Origin of the sequence: Brevundimonas sp. (genome assembly GCF_036400995.1) — a bacterium.
Lineage (GTDB): Bacteria > Pseudomonadota > Alphaproteobacteria > Caulobacterales > Caulobacteraceae > Brevundimonas.
This window is the reverse complement of record NZ_DASWWG010000099.1, coordinates 1-13,079: the sequence shown is the minus strand read 5'-3', so window position 1 is coordinate 13,079 and position 13,079 is coordinate 1. Positions and strand designations below refer to the sequence as shown.

Here is a 13,079-nt window from a genome sequence, read left to right as displayed (position 1 = left end):
CATGTCAAACCTGCCCGAGCCCTTCGCGAGCACCCTGCACATCCGGGATCACTGCCTGTGCCTGCACGCGCAGCAGGCGGCGCGGGCGCTGTCGCGGCGGTTTGACGAGGTGTTCCGCCCGCTGGGCCTGACCAGCGGCCAGTTCTCGCTGCTGAACAGCCTGAACCGCCCGACGCCCCCGACGATCAGCCAGGTCGCCGAGACCCTGGCCATGGACCGCTCCACCGTCACCGCCAATCTGAAGCCGCTGGAGCGCTCCGGCGCGGTCGTCGCCACCATCGATCCGGATGACCGGCGCGGCCGGCGGGTCGGCCTGACCGAAGCCGGGCAGGCCCTGCTGGCCCGGGCCAAGCCGTTGTGGGTCGAGACCCACCGGCAACTGGAGGCCGACCTGCTGGACGGGAACGGCGACCGGGTCCGCGGCGATCTCAAACGCCTGCTGGGGCGCTGATCAGACCACCGCGCCGTCCCGCCCGTCGCGCTTGTGGAACAGGTCCCGGACGCGCCGCCCGACCGACGCCAGGCGGGTGGCGCATCCCTCCTTGAAGCCCTTGGCGGGCAGAGGTTTCTCGCTTCGGCAGAGGCACATGTAGCAGGTGAAGACCCGCCCGCTGTCCAGCTCGATCCGCGTGCGCCAGTCGGCTTCGAAACATTCGGGACAGCGCACGCGCACGGCCCCCTCCAGTCCTCTCATCCACATGCCCTGTCCCTTCTTCGGGGGTCAGAAACGGCGGTTTTCCCGTCATACGTGCATTACATGTGAAATGATTCCCGTCTTTCGTCACCTTCAGTGGACGGACAGCAGCATCCAGACGGCCATGGCGATCATCATCAGGTTCTCGGTCAGGGACACGAACCCCAGCGGCACATTGGACGAACCGCCGACGCAGGCGCATTTCAGACGGCGCCGGTCGACATAGACCGCCTTGAACACCGACACCGCCCCGATCCCGCCTATCACCAGCGCCACCGGCGCCGACACCCAGGTCAGGACCCCCGCCAGCATCAGCACGCCCGCGCCCAGCTCGGCGAAGGGGTAGATGTAGCCGTAGGGCGGCCACTTCCGGGCCAGCAGGTCGTAGTTCAGGAACATGGTCGAGAATTTCTCGACGTCCTGCAGCTTCAGCATGGCCAGCAGACACATGGCGATGGCGATGAAGGCGGGCACAAGGTTGTCCAGCACCGGCCCGTCCATCCACCAGACCACCACCAGCGCCAGCAGCAGCGCCACGGCGAACACCGCCAGCACGGGGACATAGCTGGTGGCGCCGGGCTCAGGGACCTTCTGGCCGAAGAAGCGGCGCAGGTCCTCGTAGCCCCCGACCCGCCGGCCGTCGATGAAGGTCTGGGGCGTGGTCGCCACCCCGTGCTCCGCCTTGAAGGCGTCGGTCTCCGCCCGGGTGGTCAGGTGGCGATCCTCGACCGCATAGCCCTTGCGCTTCAGCAGCCACAGGGCCTTGCGGCCATACGGACAGACATGGTCGGGCATGACCATGCGATACAGGACGGCGGTCTTTCGGGGGTCGGACATCAGGATCTCCAGCTTGTCGGTAACGACACGCGCCCTATCTGGGGTCCGTACCATGGTACGGAGTCAAGGGATGACCGACCTGACCATATCCGGCCTCGCCCGCGACGGCGGCGTGGGGGTCGAGACCGTCCGCTACTACCAGCGGCGCGGCCTGCTGGAGACGCCGCCGGACGCCGGGGGCGTGCGTCGCTACGGCGAGGCGGACCGGCGCCGCCTGCGCTTCATCCGCTCGGCCCAGACCGCGGGCTTCACCCTGGAGCAGATCGGCGAACTGCTGGCCCTGGACGCCGGGCAGGACCGGGCCCGAGCGCGCGAGCTGGCGCAGGCGCGGCTGGTCGAGCTGGACGCGAGGATCGCCGAACTGGAGGGGGCGCGAACCGCCCTGCGCCGGCTGGCCCGGGCCTGCGGCGACGGCGGCAAGGGCCCCTGCCCGATCATCACGGCGTTCGAGGGACACGGGTAAGACTTTCTACGTTACCCTCCCCGCGCAACCGGGAGTCGCCGCCCATGTTCCTGACCATCCTGCGCTCGGTCGAGGAGTTGCTCTACGAGGTCATGTCGTGGCTGCTCTTCTATCCGCGCACCCTGTTCATGACGCTGATCCATCCGCTGAAAACGATGCGGTATTCGGACAGCGAGCAGCGCGACAAGCCCGAGAAGCAGTACCTCGAGACCCTCAGCCCGCCGATGTTCCTGGTGCTCAGCCTGCTGCTGGCGCACGGGCTGGAGATGATGCTGGGCTTCGGGGTCGAGCAGCACCGCGACAGCCTGAGCCGGCTGGTGACCTCCAGCGACCAGAACCTGCTGATCTTCCGCGCCCTGATGTTCAGCCTGCACCCGCTGGTCTTCGCCTGGGCCTGGCTGAGGCTGTCGGGCCACAAGGTCGACCGCGACACCCTGCGCCCGCCCTTCTTCGCCCAGTGCTACCTCTCGGGCGCGACCTCTATCCTGGTCAGCCTGGGGTCGATGGGGGTGCAGGACATCAGCGACTGGACCACGATCGCCGGCTCCCTCCTCGTGGCCGCCACCACCGTCTGGTACGTCGCCATCCAGCGCCGCTGGCTGATGTCGGTGGAGGGCATGGGCGGCTGGCGGGCAGGCCTGTGGGCCGTGGGCCTGTTCGTGGCGACCACCGGGGTGGTGGTAGTGGCGAATGCGCTGGTGGAGTGAGGGGGCGGAGGCAAGCGCCTCGGCCTCACCTCCCCATCGCCCCTTCAAGGCGAATGGGGAGGACAGATCGCGCAGCGATCAGGAGGGGGCGGCGCGGGCGATGGGTGATGAGCCGCCGACACCGGTGTTCGAGACCTCTCCGGCCCTGACGGAGCCGCCCTCACCTGATCGGCGCTGACGCGCCGATCTGTCCTCTCCATTCGCCTTGAAGGGGCGATGGAGAGGTGAGCGTCACAGATACCGCCCCACCTTCTTCTCCAGCAGCGCCACCAGCTCGGGCTGCATGAAGGCGTAGTCGTCGGGGATGTCGAGGCACACCACCCGCGCCTGCTTCAGGTGGTTGCGGAAGCGGCGCTGCAGCTTCGACCGGTGCGCCTTCTCCATGACGAAGATGATGTCGGCCCACTCGACCAGCTCGGCCGAGCATTCCTCCTCCGCATCCGGCGCCAGCCCGGCGGAGGCCGTCTCGACGCCGGGGCATGAGGCGAAGACCTGCTCCGCCGTGGGCGAGCGGAGACGGTTGCGGGAACAGAGGAAGAGGAGGTTAGTCAGAGGCTACTCTGCATGGGTGAAGAAGAGAGGAATCGTGAGTTCATCCAGAGGAACCGCTGGAACTTCTATACGCGCTCCCCGCATCCGCTCTGGCCCGAAGTGGCCAATGACAAACGCAACCATGAAGCCGTCAATGAAATCTCCCAGCTTGCCAACAGCCTCGCTAATCTCCGTGGCTGCGGTTACAAGTGCGACCTCGTAGTTCGGTTCTTTCAAGAGAGCTGACAGTGCTGTCAGGTGCAGTGTCTCGGACGCCCCATAGACCGAATTTCCTCGTGATGAATCCAAGTGATCAACGAAGTTGATCGCCTCAGGAAGCGCATCATAGCTTTCGGTGAGCAAGGCAACTTCAGTGTGGAAGCTCGCACGATTTCTAAGCGGCCGAATAATGTTTGGTCCGTCAAGTTGACGAAACAACTCCGCTCGCCCGGCGGTAGCTTGATCAATTTCAGCTTGAGTTCTCTGATCAACGCGCAGCGCAAGGTCGCAAACTTCACGAAACGCCGTTGCCACTTCTGCACTGTTTAGAAACAAGCGCGCTTCCCAGATCCGGCCCGCCAGCATTCTCAGAGCGAACATTGCCGTAGCATTGGCCATATCGCTAACCGGCTGCGGCGGCCGCATCGATCCGATGGCGCCCAAGCTCAATCGCATCAGGATCGACGTCTCGTTCGCGACCTGCCCCAAGCCTAGAAAAGCTATTCGATGATGCGCGGGAATTTGATCTAGTTCCGCCTTCGTAAATTGCAGTGGAAACAGCCGAACCATGGGGCCTGCCCCCTACAGCGGAATATTATCGTGCTTCTTCCACGGGTTCTCCTGCACCTTCCCCTTCAGCGTCCGTAGCGCCTTGATCAGCCGGCGGCGCGTGCCGTGCGGCATGATCACGTCGTCGATGTAGCCGAGGCCCGCCGCGACGAAGGGGTTGGCGAAGCGTTCCTTGTACTCGGCCTCGCGCGCCGCCAGCGCCTCCGGGTCGCCGGCCTCCTTGCGGAAGATGATCTCGACCGCGCCCTTGGCGCCCATGACGGCGATCTCGGCCGAGGGCCAGGCGTAGTTGACGTCGCCGCGCAGGTGCTTCGAGCTCATCACGTCATAGGCGCCGCCGTAGGCCTTGCGGGTGATGACGGTCAGCTTGGGCACGGTGGCCTCGGCATAGGCGAACAGCAGCTTGGCGCCGTGCTTGATCAGGGCGCCGTACTCCTGACGGGTGCCGGGCATGAAGCCGGGCACGTCGACCAGGGTCACCAGCGGGATGTGGAAGGCGTCGCAGAAGCGGACGAAACGCGCGGCCTTGCGGCTGGAGTCGATGTCCAGCACGCCCGCCAGCACCTGCGGCTGGTTGGCGACGATGCCCACCGACTGGCCGTCCAGACGACCGAAGCCGCAGACGATGTTCTTGGCGAAGTCGGCGCCGATCTCGAAGAACTCGGCCTCGTCGACCGTCTTCAGGATCAGCTCCTTCATGTCGTAGGGCTGGTTCGGATTGGTCGGGATCAGGGTGTCCAGCGACGCCTCGTCCCGCTCCGGATCGTCATAGCTCTCGCGGACCGGCGGCTTCTCGCGGTTCGACAGGGGCAGGAAGCCGATCAGGCGGCGGACTTCCGACAGGGCCTCCAGATCGTTCTCGAAGGCGCCGTCCGAGACGCCCGACTTCTTGGTGTGGACCGAGGCGCCGCCCAGGTCCTCGTGGCTGACCACCTCGTTGGTGACGGTCTTCACCACGTCCGGGCCGGTCACGTACATGTAGGACGTGTCCTTCACCATGAAGATGAAGTCGGTGATGGCGGGCGAATAGACGTCGCCGCCCGCGCACGGGCCCATGATGACGCTGATCTGGGGGATGACGCCCGAGGCCAGGGTGTTCTGCAGGAAGATGTCGGCATAGCCGGCCAGCGACTCGACGCCCTCCTGGATGCGGGCGCCGCCCGCGTCGAACAGGCCGATGATCGGCGCGCCCGAGGTCAGGGCCATCTTCTGCAGCTTGACGATCTTGGCCGCGTGGGCGCCCGACAGCGAACCGCCGAAGACGGTGAAGTCCTTGGAGAAGACATAGACCAGACGGCCGCCGATGGTGCCGCGGCCGGTGACCACGCCGTCGCCCGGAATGCGCTGCTTCTCCATGCCGAAGTCGTGCGAGCGGTGCTCCACGAACATGTCGGTTTCCTCGAAGGAGCCCTCGTCCAGCAGCACCTCGATGCGTTCGCGGGCGGTCAGCTTGCCCTTGGCGTGCTGCGCTTCGATCCGCTTCTGGCCACCGCCCAGACGGGCGGCCGCGCGGCGGGCTTCAAGCTGTTCGAGGATGTCTTGCATGGGGCGTCTCCTTGAGCGCGAGGCTTAAGGAGACGCGGGGTCGGTGGCAAGCGGGGTGGCGAGCACTTGCACAACCCTCCGCTCATCCCCGCGAAGGCGGGGACCCGGTGCTTCGGGTGACGAGACCGATCATTCTGACCGAAGGACGTCGTCCTGAAGCACCGGCGTCAGGCTGGACAGAACCGGGTCCCCGCCTTCGCGGGGATGAGCGTATAATATCTCAGGCGGGAGGAACGATCCCCGCCAGCCTCTGCAGCTCGGCCACATGGCTGGCGAAGACCTTGCGCCCCGACGGAGTCAGCGCGGCCCACGTCCGCTGGCGGCCGTCGGCCGCGGCCTTGCGGACCGCGATATGGCCCGCCTCCTCCAGCGCCTTCAGGTGCTTGGACAGGACGGAGTCCGAGACGCCGAGGGTGTCGCGCATCATGGCGAACTCGGCCTCGTCGGCGGCCGAAAGGATGCCGCAGATCTGCAGCCGCCCGGGGGCGTGGATCACGGCGTCGAACCGGGGTGCGGCGCTCAACGGTGCAGCCTCATCTCGGCGCGATAGACGCGGCGCCAGATGCGCGAGCCGATCAGGGCCACGCCGAAGGTGACGACCGCCGCCACGCCCGCGATCAGGCCCACGGGCGTTTCGGGCGACTGCCTGCGGATGACGACCAGGGTGATCATGGCGGCGGCGAACGCCAGGCCGATCCCCACGGCCACCCAGCGGGCCCAGCGCGGCGACAGGCCGGTCAGGCGCAGCCCCGTTCGCTTGGTCTCGCGCTGGAAGATGACCATCAGCCCCAGCACGCCCAGGCTGCTGGCCAGAACGTTCCAGGGCACGTCGAACGCCTGCCCGGCCACCATGCCGGCGGTGATCGCCGCATAGGTCAGGTCATAGCGCCAGCCGCCGCCGGCGACCCGGTCGTGCACGGCCTTGCGGGAGGCCTCGATGGCGGCGAGCGCCTCGGCGGGGCTCTGGTTGGACTGGTCGTCGGTCATGGCGTCGTTCTCACTTTCCGATGTGGAAAATGACGCGGACTTTCCATGTTGGCAAGTCAAAACTTTCCGAAGTGGAAAGTTAGCCCTCCAGCGCCCGGAACCACCGGTCGAACAGCACCGCCTCGTCGCGACGGGCGGCGGTGCGCAGGGCGTTTTCCTCGTCCACGCCCCAGCGGCTCTCCTGGAAGGCCTCGTCGAGGCGGGACAGGTCGAAGGCGGCCTCGCCCGACAGGGCGCCGCGCTGCACCGCCAGACCCAGCACGGCCGAGCCCAGCAGGGGCACGGCGGCGGCCAGGCCGGTCAGGGCGAAGTCGTCCAGAGCCAGCGCCAGTTCGCGCACGCGGGCGACGGCGGCGGGGTCCTGGGCCTTGTGGGTGATGCCCTCGGCGACCGCCAGCGGCACGCCCAGTTCGCGGGCCCAGTCGCGCCATGGTCCCCATTCGCGGGCCTGCTGCTCGACCAGCGAGCCGGGCGCCTCGGCCGGGTAGCAGAGGGCGTCGGACCCGGCGTAGGCGGCGACCTCCGCGGCCACGGCCTCGCGCACCTGGCTGACCCGGTCGATGGCGGTCGAGGCCAGACGGGTGGCGGGCATGGTCTCCGGCGCGATAAACTCGCCCTGCGCGGCCCATTCCCCGGCGACCAGACGCGCGGAGGCCCCGGTCGGCAGGGTCAGCTTCGCATGGGCCGGGGTCTTGGGCGCGCGGCCGTCCAGCAGGACGGTCCAGCCGCCCTCCCCTTCGGCGACGTCGACCGCCTTCCAGAAGCGCTTCAGCCGCTCCTCGGACTCGCGGAAGCCCTTGCGGGCGGCGACGTTGGGATCGAGCGGGGGGATGTGGGACATCAGGTCTCTCAGTCTCAGTCGTAGCTGCGGGCGAAGCCGTCCAGCACCACGTTCAGCTCGCCGAAGCTCTTCGCCACATGGCGGGCGCCGCCGGCGATCTGTTCCTCGGGCGTATGGAAGCCCCAGCCGACGCCCAGCGGCAGGACGCCCGCGTTGACCGCCATGGTCGCATCGTGGGCGGTGTCGCCGATCATCACGGTCGAGGCCGCATCCGCGCCGCACGCCGCCATGGCCGCATGCAGCATGGCGGGGTCCGGCTTGCCCGGGCCGTCCTCGGCGCAGTGACTGGACAGGAACAGGTCGGCCCAGCCCTGCCGGGCCAGATTGCGGGCCACGCCCCGGCGGTTCTGGCCGGTCGCCAGCGCCAGACGCCAGCCGTCGCGGTGCAGGCGGCGCAGGTGATCCATGGCGCCGTCGTACAGCGGCTCCTCATGCCCCTCGGCGTACATCCGGTTGAAGCTGGCGCGGAAGCCGGCGACGAACCGGGCCAGCCCCTCGGCGTCCAGCCCCGGCTCCAGCACCGCCATCGCATGCTCCAGCGACAGGCCCACGATCATGCGGACCCGATCATACTCCGGCTCGGGCAGCCCCATGTCCCGCGCGGCGTCGCAGGCCGCGCGATGGATGGAGGCCCGGCTGTCCACCAGGGTGCCGTCGATATCGAAAACCGCGAGGGGGCGGGTCATCGCTGCCGCCTCACGCCCTCGAACGGGTCCTCCCCGTCCGCCTCGTGCGGATCGAAGCCGAAGTGGGCGAAGCCGGCCTTCATCTCGGGGCTCAGCGGGGCCTCGACGATCAGCTTGCCGCCCGCGGGGTGGTCCAGCTCGATGCGGCGGGCGTGGAGTTGCAGCTTCAGCGGGCCGGACAGTTCGCGGGACTTGTCGTCGCCGTACTTCGGATCGCCGAGGATCGGGTGGCCGATGGCGGCCATGTGGGCGCGCAGCTGGTGCGTCCGGCCGGTGAAGGGACGCAGCGCCATCCACGCCGCGCGGTGGGCGGCTCTGGAGATGGTGGTGAAGGCCGTCTCGGCCGGTTCGGCGCGCGGGTCCTTGCGCTCGGCCGGGCGCATCATCTCGAAGTCGTTGATGCCGGTCTTCTTCAGCGGCATGTCGATCTGGCCCGCCGACGGCTTGGGGTTGCCGATGACGATGGCCCAGTAGGTCTTCTTCGCCTGACGCCGGGCGAAGGCGCCGGCCAGCCGCTTGGCCGCCTCCGGTCCCTTGCCGAGCAGCAGCACGCCCGAGGTGTCGCGGTCGAGGCGGTGCACCAGACGCGGGCGCTCCATCCCCTCGCCCCAGGCGCCCAGCAGGCGATCGACGTGGCGGCTGGTCTTGGTGCCGCCCTGCACGGCCAGACCGTGCGGCTTGTTCAGGGCGATGACCATGTCGTCCTCATAGAGAACGAGGGACCTGGCGAAGGCGATGTCCTTCTCGGACAGGGTGTGAGCGTCGCCCGCCTGCCGCGAGGTGTCGTCCGGGATCGGCGGCACGCGCACGGCGGCGCCGGCAGTCAGGCGACCTTCCGGCTTGATGCGGGCGCCGTCCACGCGGATCTGGCCCGAACGGGCCATCTTCTGCACCTGGATGTTCGACAGGTGCGGCCAGCGGCGGCGAAACCAGCGGTCCAGCCGGATGCCGTCCTCGGCCTCGGCCACATAGATCGTCTGGACCTCGCGCTTGGGGGCGTCCTTCGGGGCGGCGGCGTCGTCACCGTCAGCGGGATTGTAGGCGTCGTCAGTCAAATCGCGGCTCCGAAAGCGCGGCGGGCCAGGATCAGGCCGATAAACAGGGCGATGACCGAAGCGGCCACCGAAATCGCGACATAGCCGCCCGCCATGGCGAACTGACGGCGCTCGATCATCAGCACCGTCTCCAGCGAGAAGGCGCTGAAGGTGGTGAAGCCGCCCAGCACGCCGACGGCGGCGAACAGGCGGAGGCTCTCGCCGTGCGCCCCGCCCCTGAAGGCCAGCCAGCCGGTCAGGACACCCATCAGCAGGCCGCCGAGAATGTTGGCCGTCAGCGTCGGCCAGGGCCAGCCGCCGGTCACGGGCAGCAGTCGTCCCAGCCCGTAGCGGGCCATGGCGCCCAGCGCGCCCCCGGCTGCAACGATCAGGAAACGTGTCATGGTGCGGGGCTTATACTCTGCCCGTCGTCAAAGCGAAGGCCACGCGCCCTCTTGTTCTGACCGAAACTTCACTTGCTCCCGGGCAAGGTTAACGGCGATACCCGAACGGCGGCGCTTCGCGTCGTGAGAGAACGCCGTCCGCCGGGCCGCGTGATCTGCCATAGTCGCGCGTAATGAGACTCAAGGGACCGCCGAAGCGCCATGTCGCACGACGATCACAACCACGCCCCCGACCCGCACGCGCACCCGCACAATGCGCCGGAGCCGCACGCCCATGACGGCGGCCACGGCGGCCATGGCCATGACCAGCGCCTGAACGCCGCGCCGAACCCGCCGCCGCCGGGCGCCGAGGACAGCCCGCACCGCGAGGCGCCGCAGCCGACCTCGCACACGGCCGCCCCGCCCCTGCGCAGCGCCGACGGCATCCTGCGCCCGATCCAGGACAGCGAGTATTTCTCGTACGACCCGGCCTCGGTGGCGGCGGTGTCCAGCCATATCGACGAATATTTCAACCAGCCGCTGGACCTGTTCCCCTTCTGGGAGAGCGAGGGCAAGCCGGACCGTTTCCACGTCCTGTTCAGCCGCCAGATCGAGGAACGATTCCCGGTCGACAGCGACATCCGCAAGCTGATCCACGACTACGGCCGCCGGGTGTTCCGCGCCCTGATGGTGCACGTCTCGGTCAAGCGGGGCAGCCAGCTGCTGTCGCTGATCGCCTTCACCCTGCTGGCGACGCTGGGGCCGACCTGGTTCTCCAGCTGGACCGGCTCGCCGCCGATGGGTCTGGGGCTGGCCTTTGCCGCCATGCTGGCCGTGGTCGGCGTCTTCTGGGCCGCGCAGGCGATCCTGTTCATCCAGTACCGCTTCCAGCTGGAGAACGACTCCTACGAGCTGTCGCGCGAGATCGTGACGCGGACGCGCGAGCTGCAAAACCTGTTCACCTCCGCCCGCGCCATGGCCGACCAGGCCGAGACCCAGTACCAGATGGACGGCAAGGGCTGGGGCCGCCGCGCCCTGTATCTGACCCGCCTGACCATGTGGATCGGCGCGCGGATGGAGTACCTCGAGAAATACGTCCAGATGGAGCTGTGGCGCGTCCGCCGCGAGCGCTACTGGATGCGCTGGGCGCAGCGGATCATGACGCCGCTGGTGCTGATCGTCTGGCTGGCCCTGTTCCTGCTGGAGCCAGCCCCCGCCGACGCCGGAGCCTTCCGCGCCCTGCAGGCCTTGGCCGTGGCGCTGGGCGTTCTGGTCAGCTGGCTGTCCTACTTCCGCTGGCGCACCCCGGTGGCCGCGGTCCAGGACAAGCTCGGCGTCGAGGGCTGGGTCCGCTACGCCTCGCTGGACGTCGACAACGCGGTGGCGGATCAGGTCCGCCGCGACAAGGAGCGGCTGGTGGAGTACCGGGCGCTGACGCGGGGAAGATAGGTTTTAGGCTCTAGGGGTTCAGGTTCCAGGGGTAGATGGCGGAAGGCCTGAGCCTCGCCCTTCGGAACCGGTAACCTAGAACCTGCAACCTAAAACCTAGAACCTCCCCAGCGCCTCCTGCACCCCCCGCGCATCATAGGCCTCCGGCCGGTCCGGCTTGGCGCCGCGGCCCATGACGACTTCCAGCGAGGTCGAGGTGGCCGAGGGGCCGCTGAAGTTCAGGCCGACGCCGACGCCCACGCCCGATCCGGAATAGCGGCCATACGGCCCCCGGTAGCTGCCGCCGCCGTAGCTGACGCCGACGTTGGGGCGGACGCCGCCGGCGCTGTCCGGCCGGCCGTCGGTCCAGCGCTGGGTGACCTCGAACCAGTCATAGCCCTGCGAGGTGGTCAGTTCGGCCGCCCGCAGCAGGGCGTAATCGGCCACCGGGCCGGGCGCGCCGACGCCGTTGTAGGTGACCCGGTAGCGGTTGCTCTCGATCCGCTGCTCCGAATACCCCTGCCCGTTCGGCCCGGTCTGCGCGCCGTAGGGCGCAAGGCTGGCGCAGGCCGACAGGCCCAGACCGGCGGCGAGGATCACAGGCAGGACAAGGCGCTTCATGACGGCTCTCCACGTTCGGGAGGGGTAACCGTAGCGGGGGGCGGGGGTTCCGGCCAGCGGCGGCTGCGCCGCGTGAGGGATTAGGAGGTGTCGGAGTTTGGCGCGCGGTCGCAGCCACGGACCGGGTCGACCTTAATCCCTAATCCCTGGTCCCTAATCCCTCCTCACAACCCCGCCGCCGCCTTCAGCGCTTCGAAATCGGCGGGCAGCGGAGCCTCGACGGTGACGTAGCCGCCGGAGGGGTGCGGGAAGACCAGCTTCGACGCATGCAGCATCAGCCGGGGCGCGCCGCGACCGGCGAACGTCAGCGCGCCGCCGTAGCGGACGTCGCCCGCCATGGGACGGCCGATCGAGGCCATGTGGACGCGCAGCTGGTGCATGCGCCCGGTGGCGGGGTCCAGCTCGACCAGCGCCCCGTCTTCCGATGCGGAGAGCGTGCGATAGCGGCTCAGCGCCGCCTGCGCGCCCGGCGTGTCCGCGGTGACGGCGCGGGTATAGCTCTCACGCCCGATCTCCTGCCGGATGAGGGGCGTGTCGATGGTCCCGGCGCGCGGCTCCGGCGCCGCCGACAGCAGGGCCTGATAGGTCTTTTTGAACCGTCGCGCCTGCATCGCCTTGCCGAGGAAGCCTGCGGCGGGCTTGGTCCGGGCGGCGAGGATCACGCCTGAGGTGTCGCGGTCCAGCCGGTGCACCAGCTCGGGCCGCTTGCCGTTCGAGCGCATGAAGGCCCACAGCAGGTCGTCCAGCGTATGCGCCTGAATCCGCCCGCCCTGACTGGACAGGCCGGACGGCTTGTTGAAGGCCAGCACATGCTCGTCCTCGTGGATCACCCACGAGCGGACAGCGGCGATCTCCTCGGGGGTCAGCGCGACGGGCGCCCGCTTTCCGGAAGACGGAGCGCTCACGAGGCGGCCTTGGGCGTGAAGCGGATGCGATCCCCGCGCACCAGCAGTCCGGCGATGACACCCACGATCAGACCGGCGAACGGTCCCGCGAACAGGGTCGCCAGCAGGATGCGGTGCGCTCCGATGACGTCGCCGCCGGCCTCGGTCTCGAGGAAGACGGACAGGCGGGCGTTCAGGTGCACCGCCCAGGCCATCAGGATGAAGCCCAGCCCGGCGGCCATCAGCGGCCGTCCCCGCCCCTGCGGAACCACCATCAGGATGATGGCCGCGGCGTAAAGGATCAGCGCCACGATCTCGACCAGCGGCGCCGAGCCCGGATTGAGCCGATAGCCCAGCAGCCACTGGATCAGCACGCCCGCCCCGATCAGGCAGGCGGCGGCGAGGGTCAGGGTGCGGCGTGGAGCGACGATCTGCATGCGCGACCGCTTAGCACGATCCGCTCCTGACCCAAGAGCTTGCCCCAGCCCTCAGCGCAGAACGCCCTTCTTGGCCATGCTCCAGGCGTACCAGAGCAGGAAGGCGGCGATGGCGAGGATGACGAACGGCATCCACTGCATCATCTCCATGCCCGGCGGCGGGGGCGGCGGCGCGTCGATGAACTTGCCGTAGATCAGGCTGACCAGAGCGC

At 68.6% G+C, this 13,079-nt stretch carries 18 protein-coding genes; 4 read left to right on the top strand and 14 right to left on the bottom strand.

Annotated features, from left to right (window positions below; genetic code table 11):
- The first annotated feature begins 1 nt into the window (after nt 1).
- Nucleotides 2-451 carry a MarR family transcriptional regulator gene (locus tag VGE03_RS13665; protein WP_331047022.1) on the top strand — a complete coding sequence of 150 codons (450 nt, stop codon included), beginning with the start codon at nt 2-4 and terminating at the stop codon, nt 449-451.
- Here VGE03_RS13665 and VGE03_RS13660 read toward each other — a convergent pair whose 3' ends face one another.
- Both VGE03_RS13660 and VGE03_RS13655 read right to left on the bottom strand, forming a co-directional pair.
- A complete protein-coding gene (locus VGE03_RS13660) occupies nt 452-700 on the bottom strand; it encodes a hypothetical protein (protein WP_331047021.1) in 249 nt (82 codons plus the stop codon).
- 87 nt (nt 701-787) lie between these two features.
- A complete protein-coding gene (locus VGE03_RS13655) occupies nt 788-1,531 on the bottom strand; it encodes a MauE/DoxX family redox-associated membrane protein (protein WP_414644959.1) in 744 nt (247 codons plus the stop codon).
- A gap of 70 nt (nt 1,532-1,601) precedes the next feature.
- Between VGE03_RS13655 and VGE03_RS13645 the strand changes: the two genes are divergently transcribed.
- Nucleotides 1,602-1,994: a MerR family transcriptional regulator gene (locus tag VGE03_RS13645; RefSeq protein WP_331047020.1), complete on the top strand. Its 393-nt coding sequence runs from the start codon at nt 1,602-1,604 to the stop codon at nt 1,992-1,994.
- A 44-nt stretch (nt 1,995-2,038) separates the two neighbouring features.
- Nucleotides 2,039-2,701, top strand: coding sequence for a hypothetical protein (locus VGE03_RS13640; protein WP_331047019.1), 663 nt, complete (start codon nt 2,039-2,041; stop codon nt 2,699-2,701).
- Nucleotides 2,702-2,932: 231 nt separating this feature from the next.
- On the opposite strand, the gene VGE03_RS13635 is transcribed toward VGE03_RS13640, so the two are convergent.
- The 9 genes from VGE03_RS13635 to crcB all read right to left on the bottom strand — a co-directional run bounded on the left by VGE03_RS13635 (nt 2,933) and on the right by crcB (nt 9,518).
- Nucleotides 2,933-3,085 carry a hypothetical protein gene (locus VGE03_RS13635; RefSeq protein WP_331047018.1) on the bottom strand — a complete coding sequence of 51 codons (153 nt, stop codon included), beginning with the start codon at nt 3,083-3,085 and terminating at the stop codon, nt 2,933-2,935.
- Nucleotides 3,086-3,256: 171 nt separating this feature from the next.
- Nucleotides 3,257-4,021, bottom strand: a complete 765-nt coding sequence (locus VGE03_RS13630; RefSeq protein ID WP_331047017.1) for a hypothetical protein — start codon at nt 4,019-4,021, stop codon at nt 3,257-3,259.
- A gap of 12 nt (nt 4,022-4,033) precedes the next feature.
- Nucleotides 4,034-5,566 carry an acyl-CoA carboxylase subunit beta gene (locus VGE03_RS13625; RefSeq protein WP_331047016.1) on the bottom strand — a complete coding sequence of 511 codons (1,533 nt, stop codon included), beginning with the start codon at nt 5,564-5,566 and terminating at the stop codon, nt 4,034-4,036.
- A 220-nt stretch (nt 5,567-5,786) separates the two neighbouring features.
- Nucleotides 5,787-6,089, bottom strand: a complete 303-nt coding sequence (locus VGE03_RS13620; RefSeq protein ID WP_331047015.1) for a transcriptional regulator — start codon at nt 6,087-6,089, stop codon at nt 5,787-5,789.
- Nucleotides 6,086-6,553: a hypothetical protein gene (locus VGE03_RS13615; RefSeq protein ID WP_331047014.1), complete on the bottom strand. Its 468-nt coding sequence runs from the start codon at nt 6,551-6,553 to the stop codon at nt 6,086-6,088. Before VGE03_RS13615 ends, VGE03_RS13620 begins: the two co-directional genes overlap by 4 nt.
- A 79-nt stretch (nt 6,554-6,632) precedes the next feature.
- Nucleotides 6,633-7,394 (bottom strand): ATP12 family chaperone protein, encoded by a 762-nt coding sequence (locus tag VGE03_RS13610; protein WP_331047013.1) that lies wholly within the window; start codon nt 7,392-7,394, stop codon nt 6,633-6,635.
- Nucleotides 7,395-7,408: 14 nt separating this feature from the next.
- Nucleotides 7,409-8,080 carry an HAD-IA family hydrolase gene (locus VGE03_RS13605; protein ID WP_331047012.1) on the bottom strand — a complete coding sequence of 224 codons (672 nt, stop codon included), beginning with the start codon at nt 8,078-8,080 and terminating at the stop codon, nt 7,409-7,411.
- Entirely contained in the window at nt 8,077-9,054 is a 978-nt protein-coding gene (locus VGE03_RS13600) for an RluA family pseudouridine synthase (protein WP_331047039.1), read from the bottom strand. The genes VGE03_RS13605 and VGE03_RS13600 overlap by 4 nt, the downstream gene beginning before the upstream one ends.
- Before the next feature lie 77 nt (nt 9,055-9,131).
- Nucleotides 9,132-9,518 carry a fluoride efflux transporter CrcB gene (gene crcB, locus VGE03_RS13595; RefSeq protein WP_331047011.1) on the bottom strand — a complete coding sequence of 129 codons (387 nt, stop codon included), beginning with the start codon at nt 9,516-9,518 and terminating at the stop codon, nt 9,132-9,134.
- A gap of 201 nt (nt 9,519-9,719) precedes the next feature.
- On the opposite strand from crcB, the gene VGE03_RS13590 reads away from it, so the two are divergent.
- The gene (locus tag VGE03_RS13590) at nt 9,720-10,946 is read left to right on the top strand and encodes a hypothetical protein (RefSeq protein ID WP_331047010.1); all 1,227 of its coding nucleotides are present in this window, start codon (nt 9,720-9,722) and stop codon (nt 10,944-10,946) included.
- Nucleotides 10,947-11,042: 96 nt separating this feature from the next.
- Here the strand turns inward: VGE03_RS13590 and VGE03_RS13585 are convergent, their stop codons facing one another.
- From VGE03_RS13585 to VGE03_RS13575, 3 genes are all read right to left on the bottom strand, one after another.
- Complete coding sequence (locus VGE03_RS13585) at nt 11,043-11,546, bottom strand: CC0125/CC1285 family lipoprotein (RefSeq protein ID WP_331047009.1); 504 nt, start codon at nt 11,544-11,546, stop codon at nt 11,043-11,045.
- Nucleotides 11,547-11,710: 164 nt separating this feature from the next.
- The gene (locus tag VGE03_RS13580) at nt 11,711-12,451 is read right to left on the bottom strand and encodes an RluA family pseudouridine synthase (protein WP_331047008.1); all 741 of its coding nucleotides are present in this window, start codon (nt 12,449-12,451) and stop codon (nt 11,711-11,713) included.
- Nucleotides 12,448-12,867, bottom strand: a complete 420-nt coding sequence (locus tag VGE03_RS13575; protein ID WP_331047007.1) for a hypothetical protein — start codon at nt 12,865-12,867, stop codon at nt 12,448-12,450. The genes VGE03_RS13580 and VGE03_RS13575 overlap by 4 nt, the downstream gene beginning before the upstream one ends.
- Between the last annotated feature and the right edge of the window lie 212 nt (nt 12,868-13,079).

Bases quoted from the DNA above. Each gene is read 5' to 3' on its own strand.
- VGE03_RS13665 (WP_331047022.1), top strand. From the start codon at position 2: ATGTCAAACCTGCCCGAGCCCTTCGCGAGCACCCTGCACATCCGGGAT.
- VGE03_RS13660 (WP_331047021.1), bottom strand. From the start codon at position 700: ATGTGGATGAGAGGACTGGAGGGGGCCGTGCGCGTGCGCTGTCCCGAA.
- VGE03_RS13655 (WP_414644959.1), bottom strand. From the start codon at position 1,531: ATGTCCGACCCCCGAAAGACCGCCGTCCTGTATCGCATGGTCATGCCC.
- VGE03_RS13645 (WP_331047020.1), top strand. From the start codon at position 1,602: ATGACCGACCTGACCATATCCGGCCTCGCCCGCGACGGCGGCGTGGGG.
- VGE03_RS13640 (WP_331047019.1), top strand. From the start codon at position 2,039: ATGTTCCTGACCATCCTGCGCTCGGTCGAGGAGTTGCTCTACGAGGTC.
- VGE03_RS13635 (WP_331047018.1), bottom strand. From the start codon at position 3,085: ATGGAGAAGGCGCACCGGTCGAAGCTGCAGCGCCGCTTCCGCAACCAC.
- VGE03_RS13630 (WP_331047017.1), bottom strand. From the start codon at position 4,021: ATGGTTCGGCTGTTTCCACTGCAATTTACGAAGGCGGAACTAGATCAA.
- VGE03_RS13625 (WP_331047016.1), bottom strand. From the start codon at position 5,566: ATGCAAGACATCCTCGAACAGCTTGAAGCCCGCCGCGCGGCCGCCCGT.
- VGE03_RS13615 (WP_331047014.1), bottom strand. From the start codon at position 6,553: ATGACCGACGACCAGTCCAACCAGAGCCCCGCCGAGGCGCTCGCCGCC.
- VGE03_RS13610 (WP_331047013.1), bottom strand. From the start codon at position 7,394: ATGTCCCACATCCCCCCGCTCGATCCCAACGTCGCCGCCCGCAAGGGC.
- VGE03_RS13605 (WP_331047012.1), bottom strand. From the start codon at position 8,080: ATGACCCGCCCCCTCGCGGTTTTCGATATCGACGGCACCCTGGTGGAC.
- crcB (WP_331047011.1), bottom strand. From the start codon at position 9,518: ATGACACGTTTCCTGATCGTTGCAGCCGGGGGCGCGCTGGGCGCCATG.
- VGE03_RS13590 (WP_331047010.1), top strand. From the start codon at position 9,720: ATGTCGCACGACGATCACAACCACGCCCCCGACCCGCACGCGCACCCG.
- VGE03_RS13585 (WP_331047009.1), bottom strand. From the start codon at position 11,546: ATGAAGCGCCTTGTCCTGCCTGTGATCCTCGCCGCCGGTCTGGGCCTG.
- VGE03_RS13575 (WP_331047007.1), bottom strand. From the start codon at position 12,867: ATGCAGATCGTCGCTCCACGCCGCACCCTGACCCTCGCCGCCGCCTGC.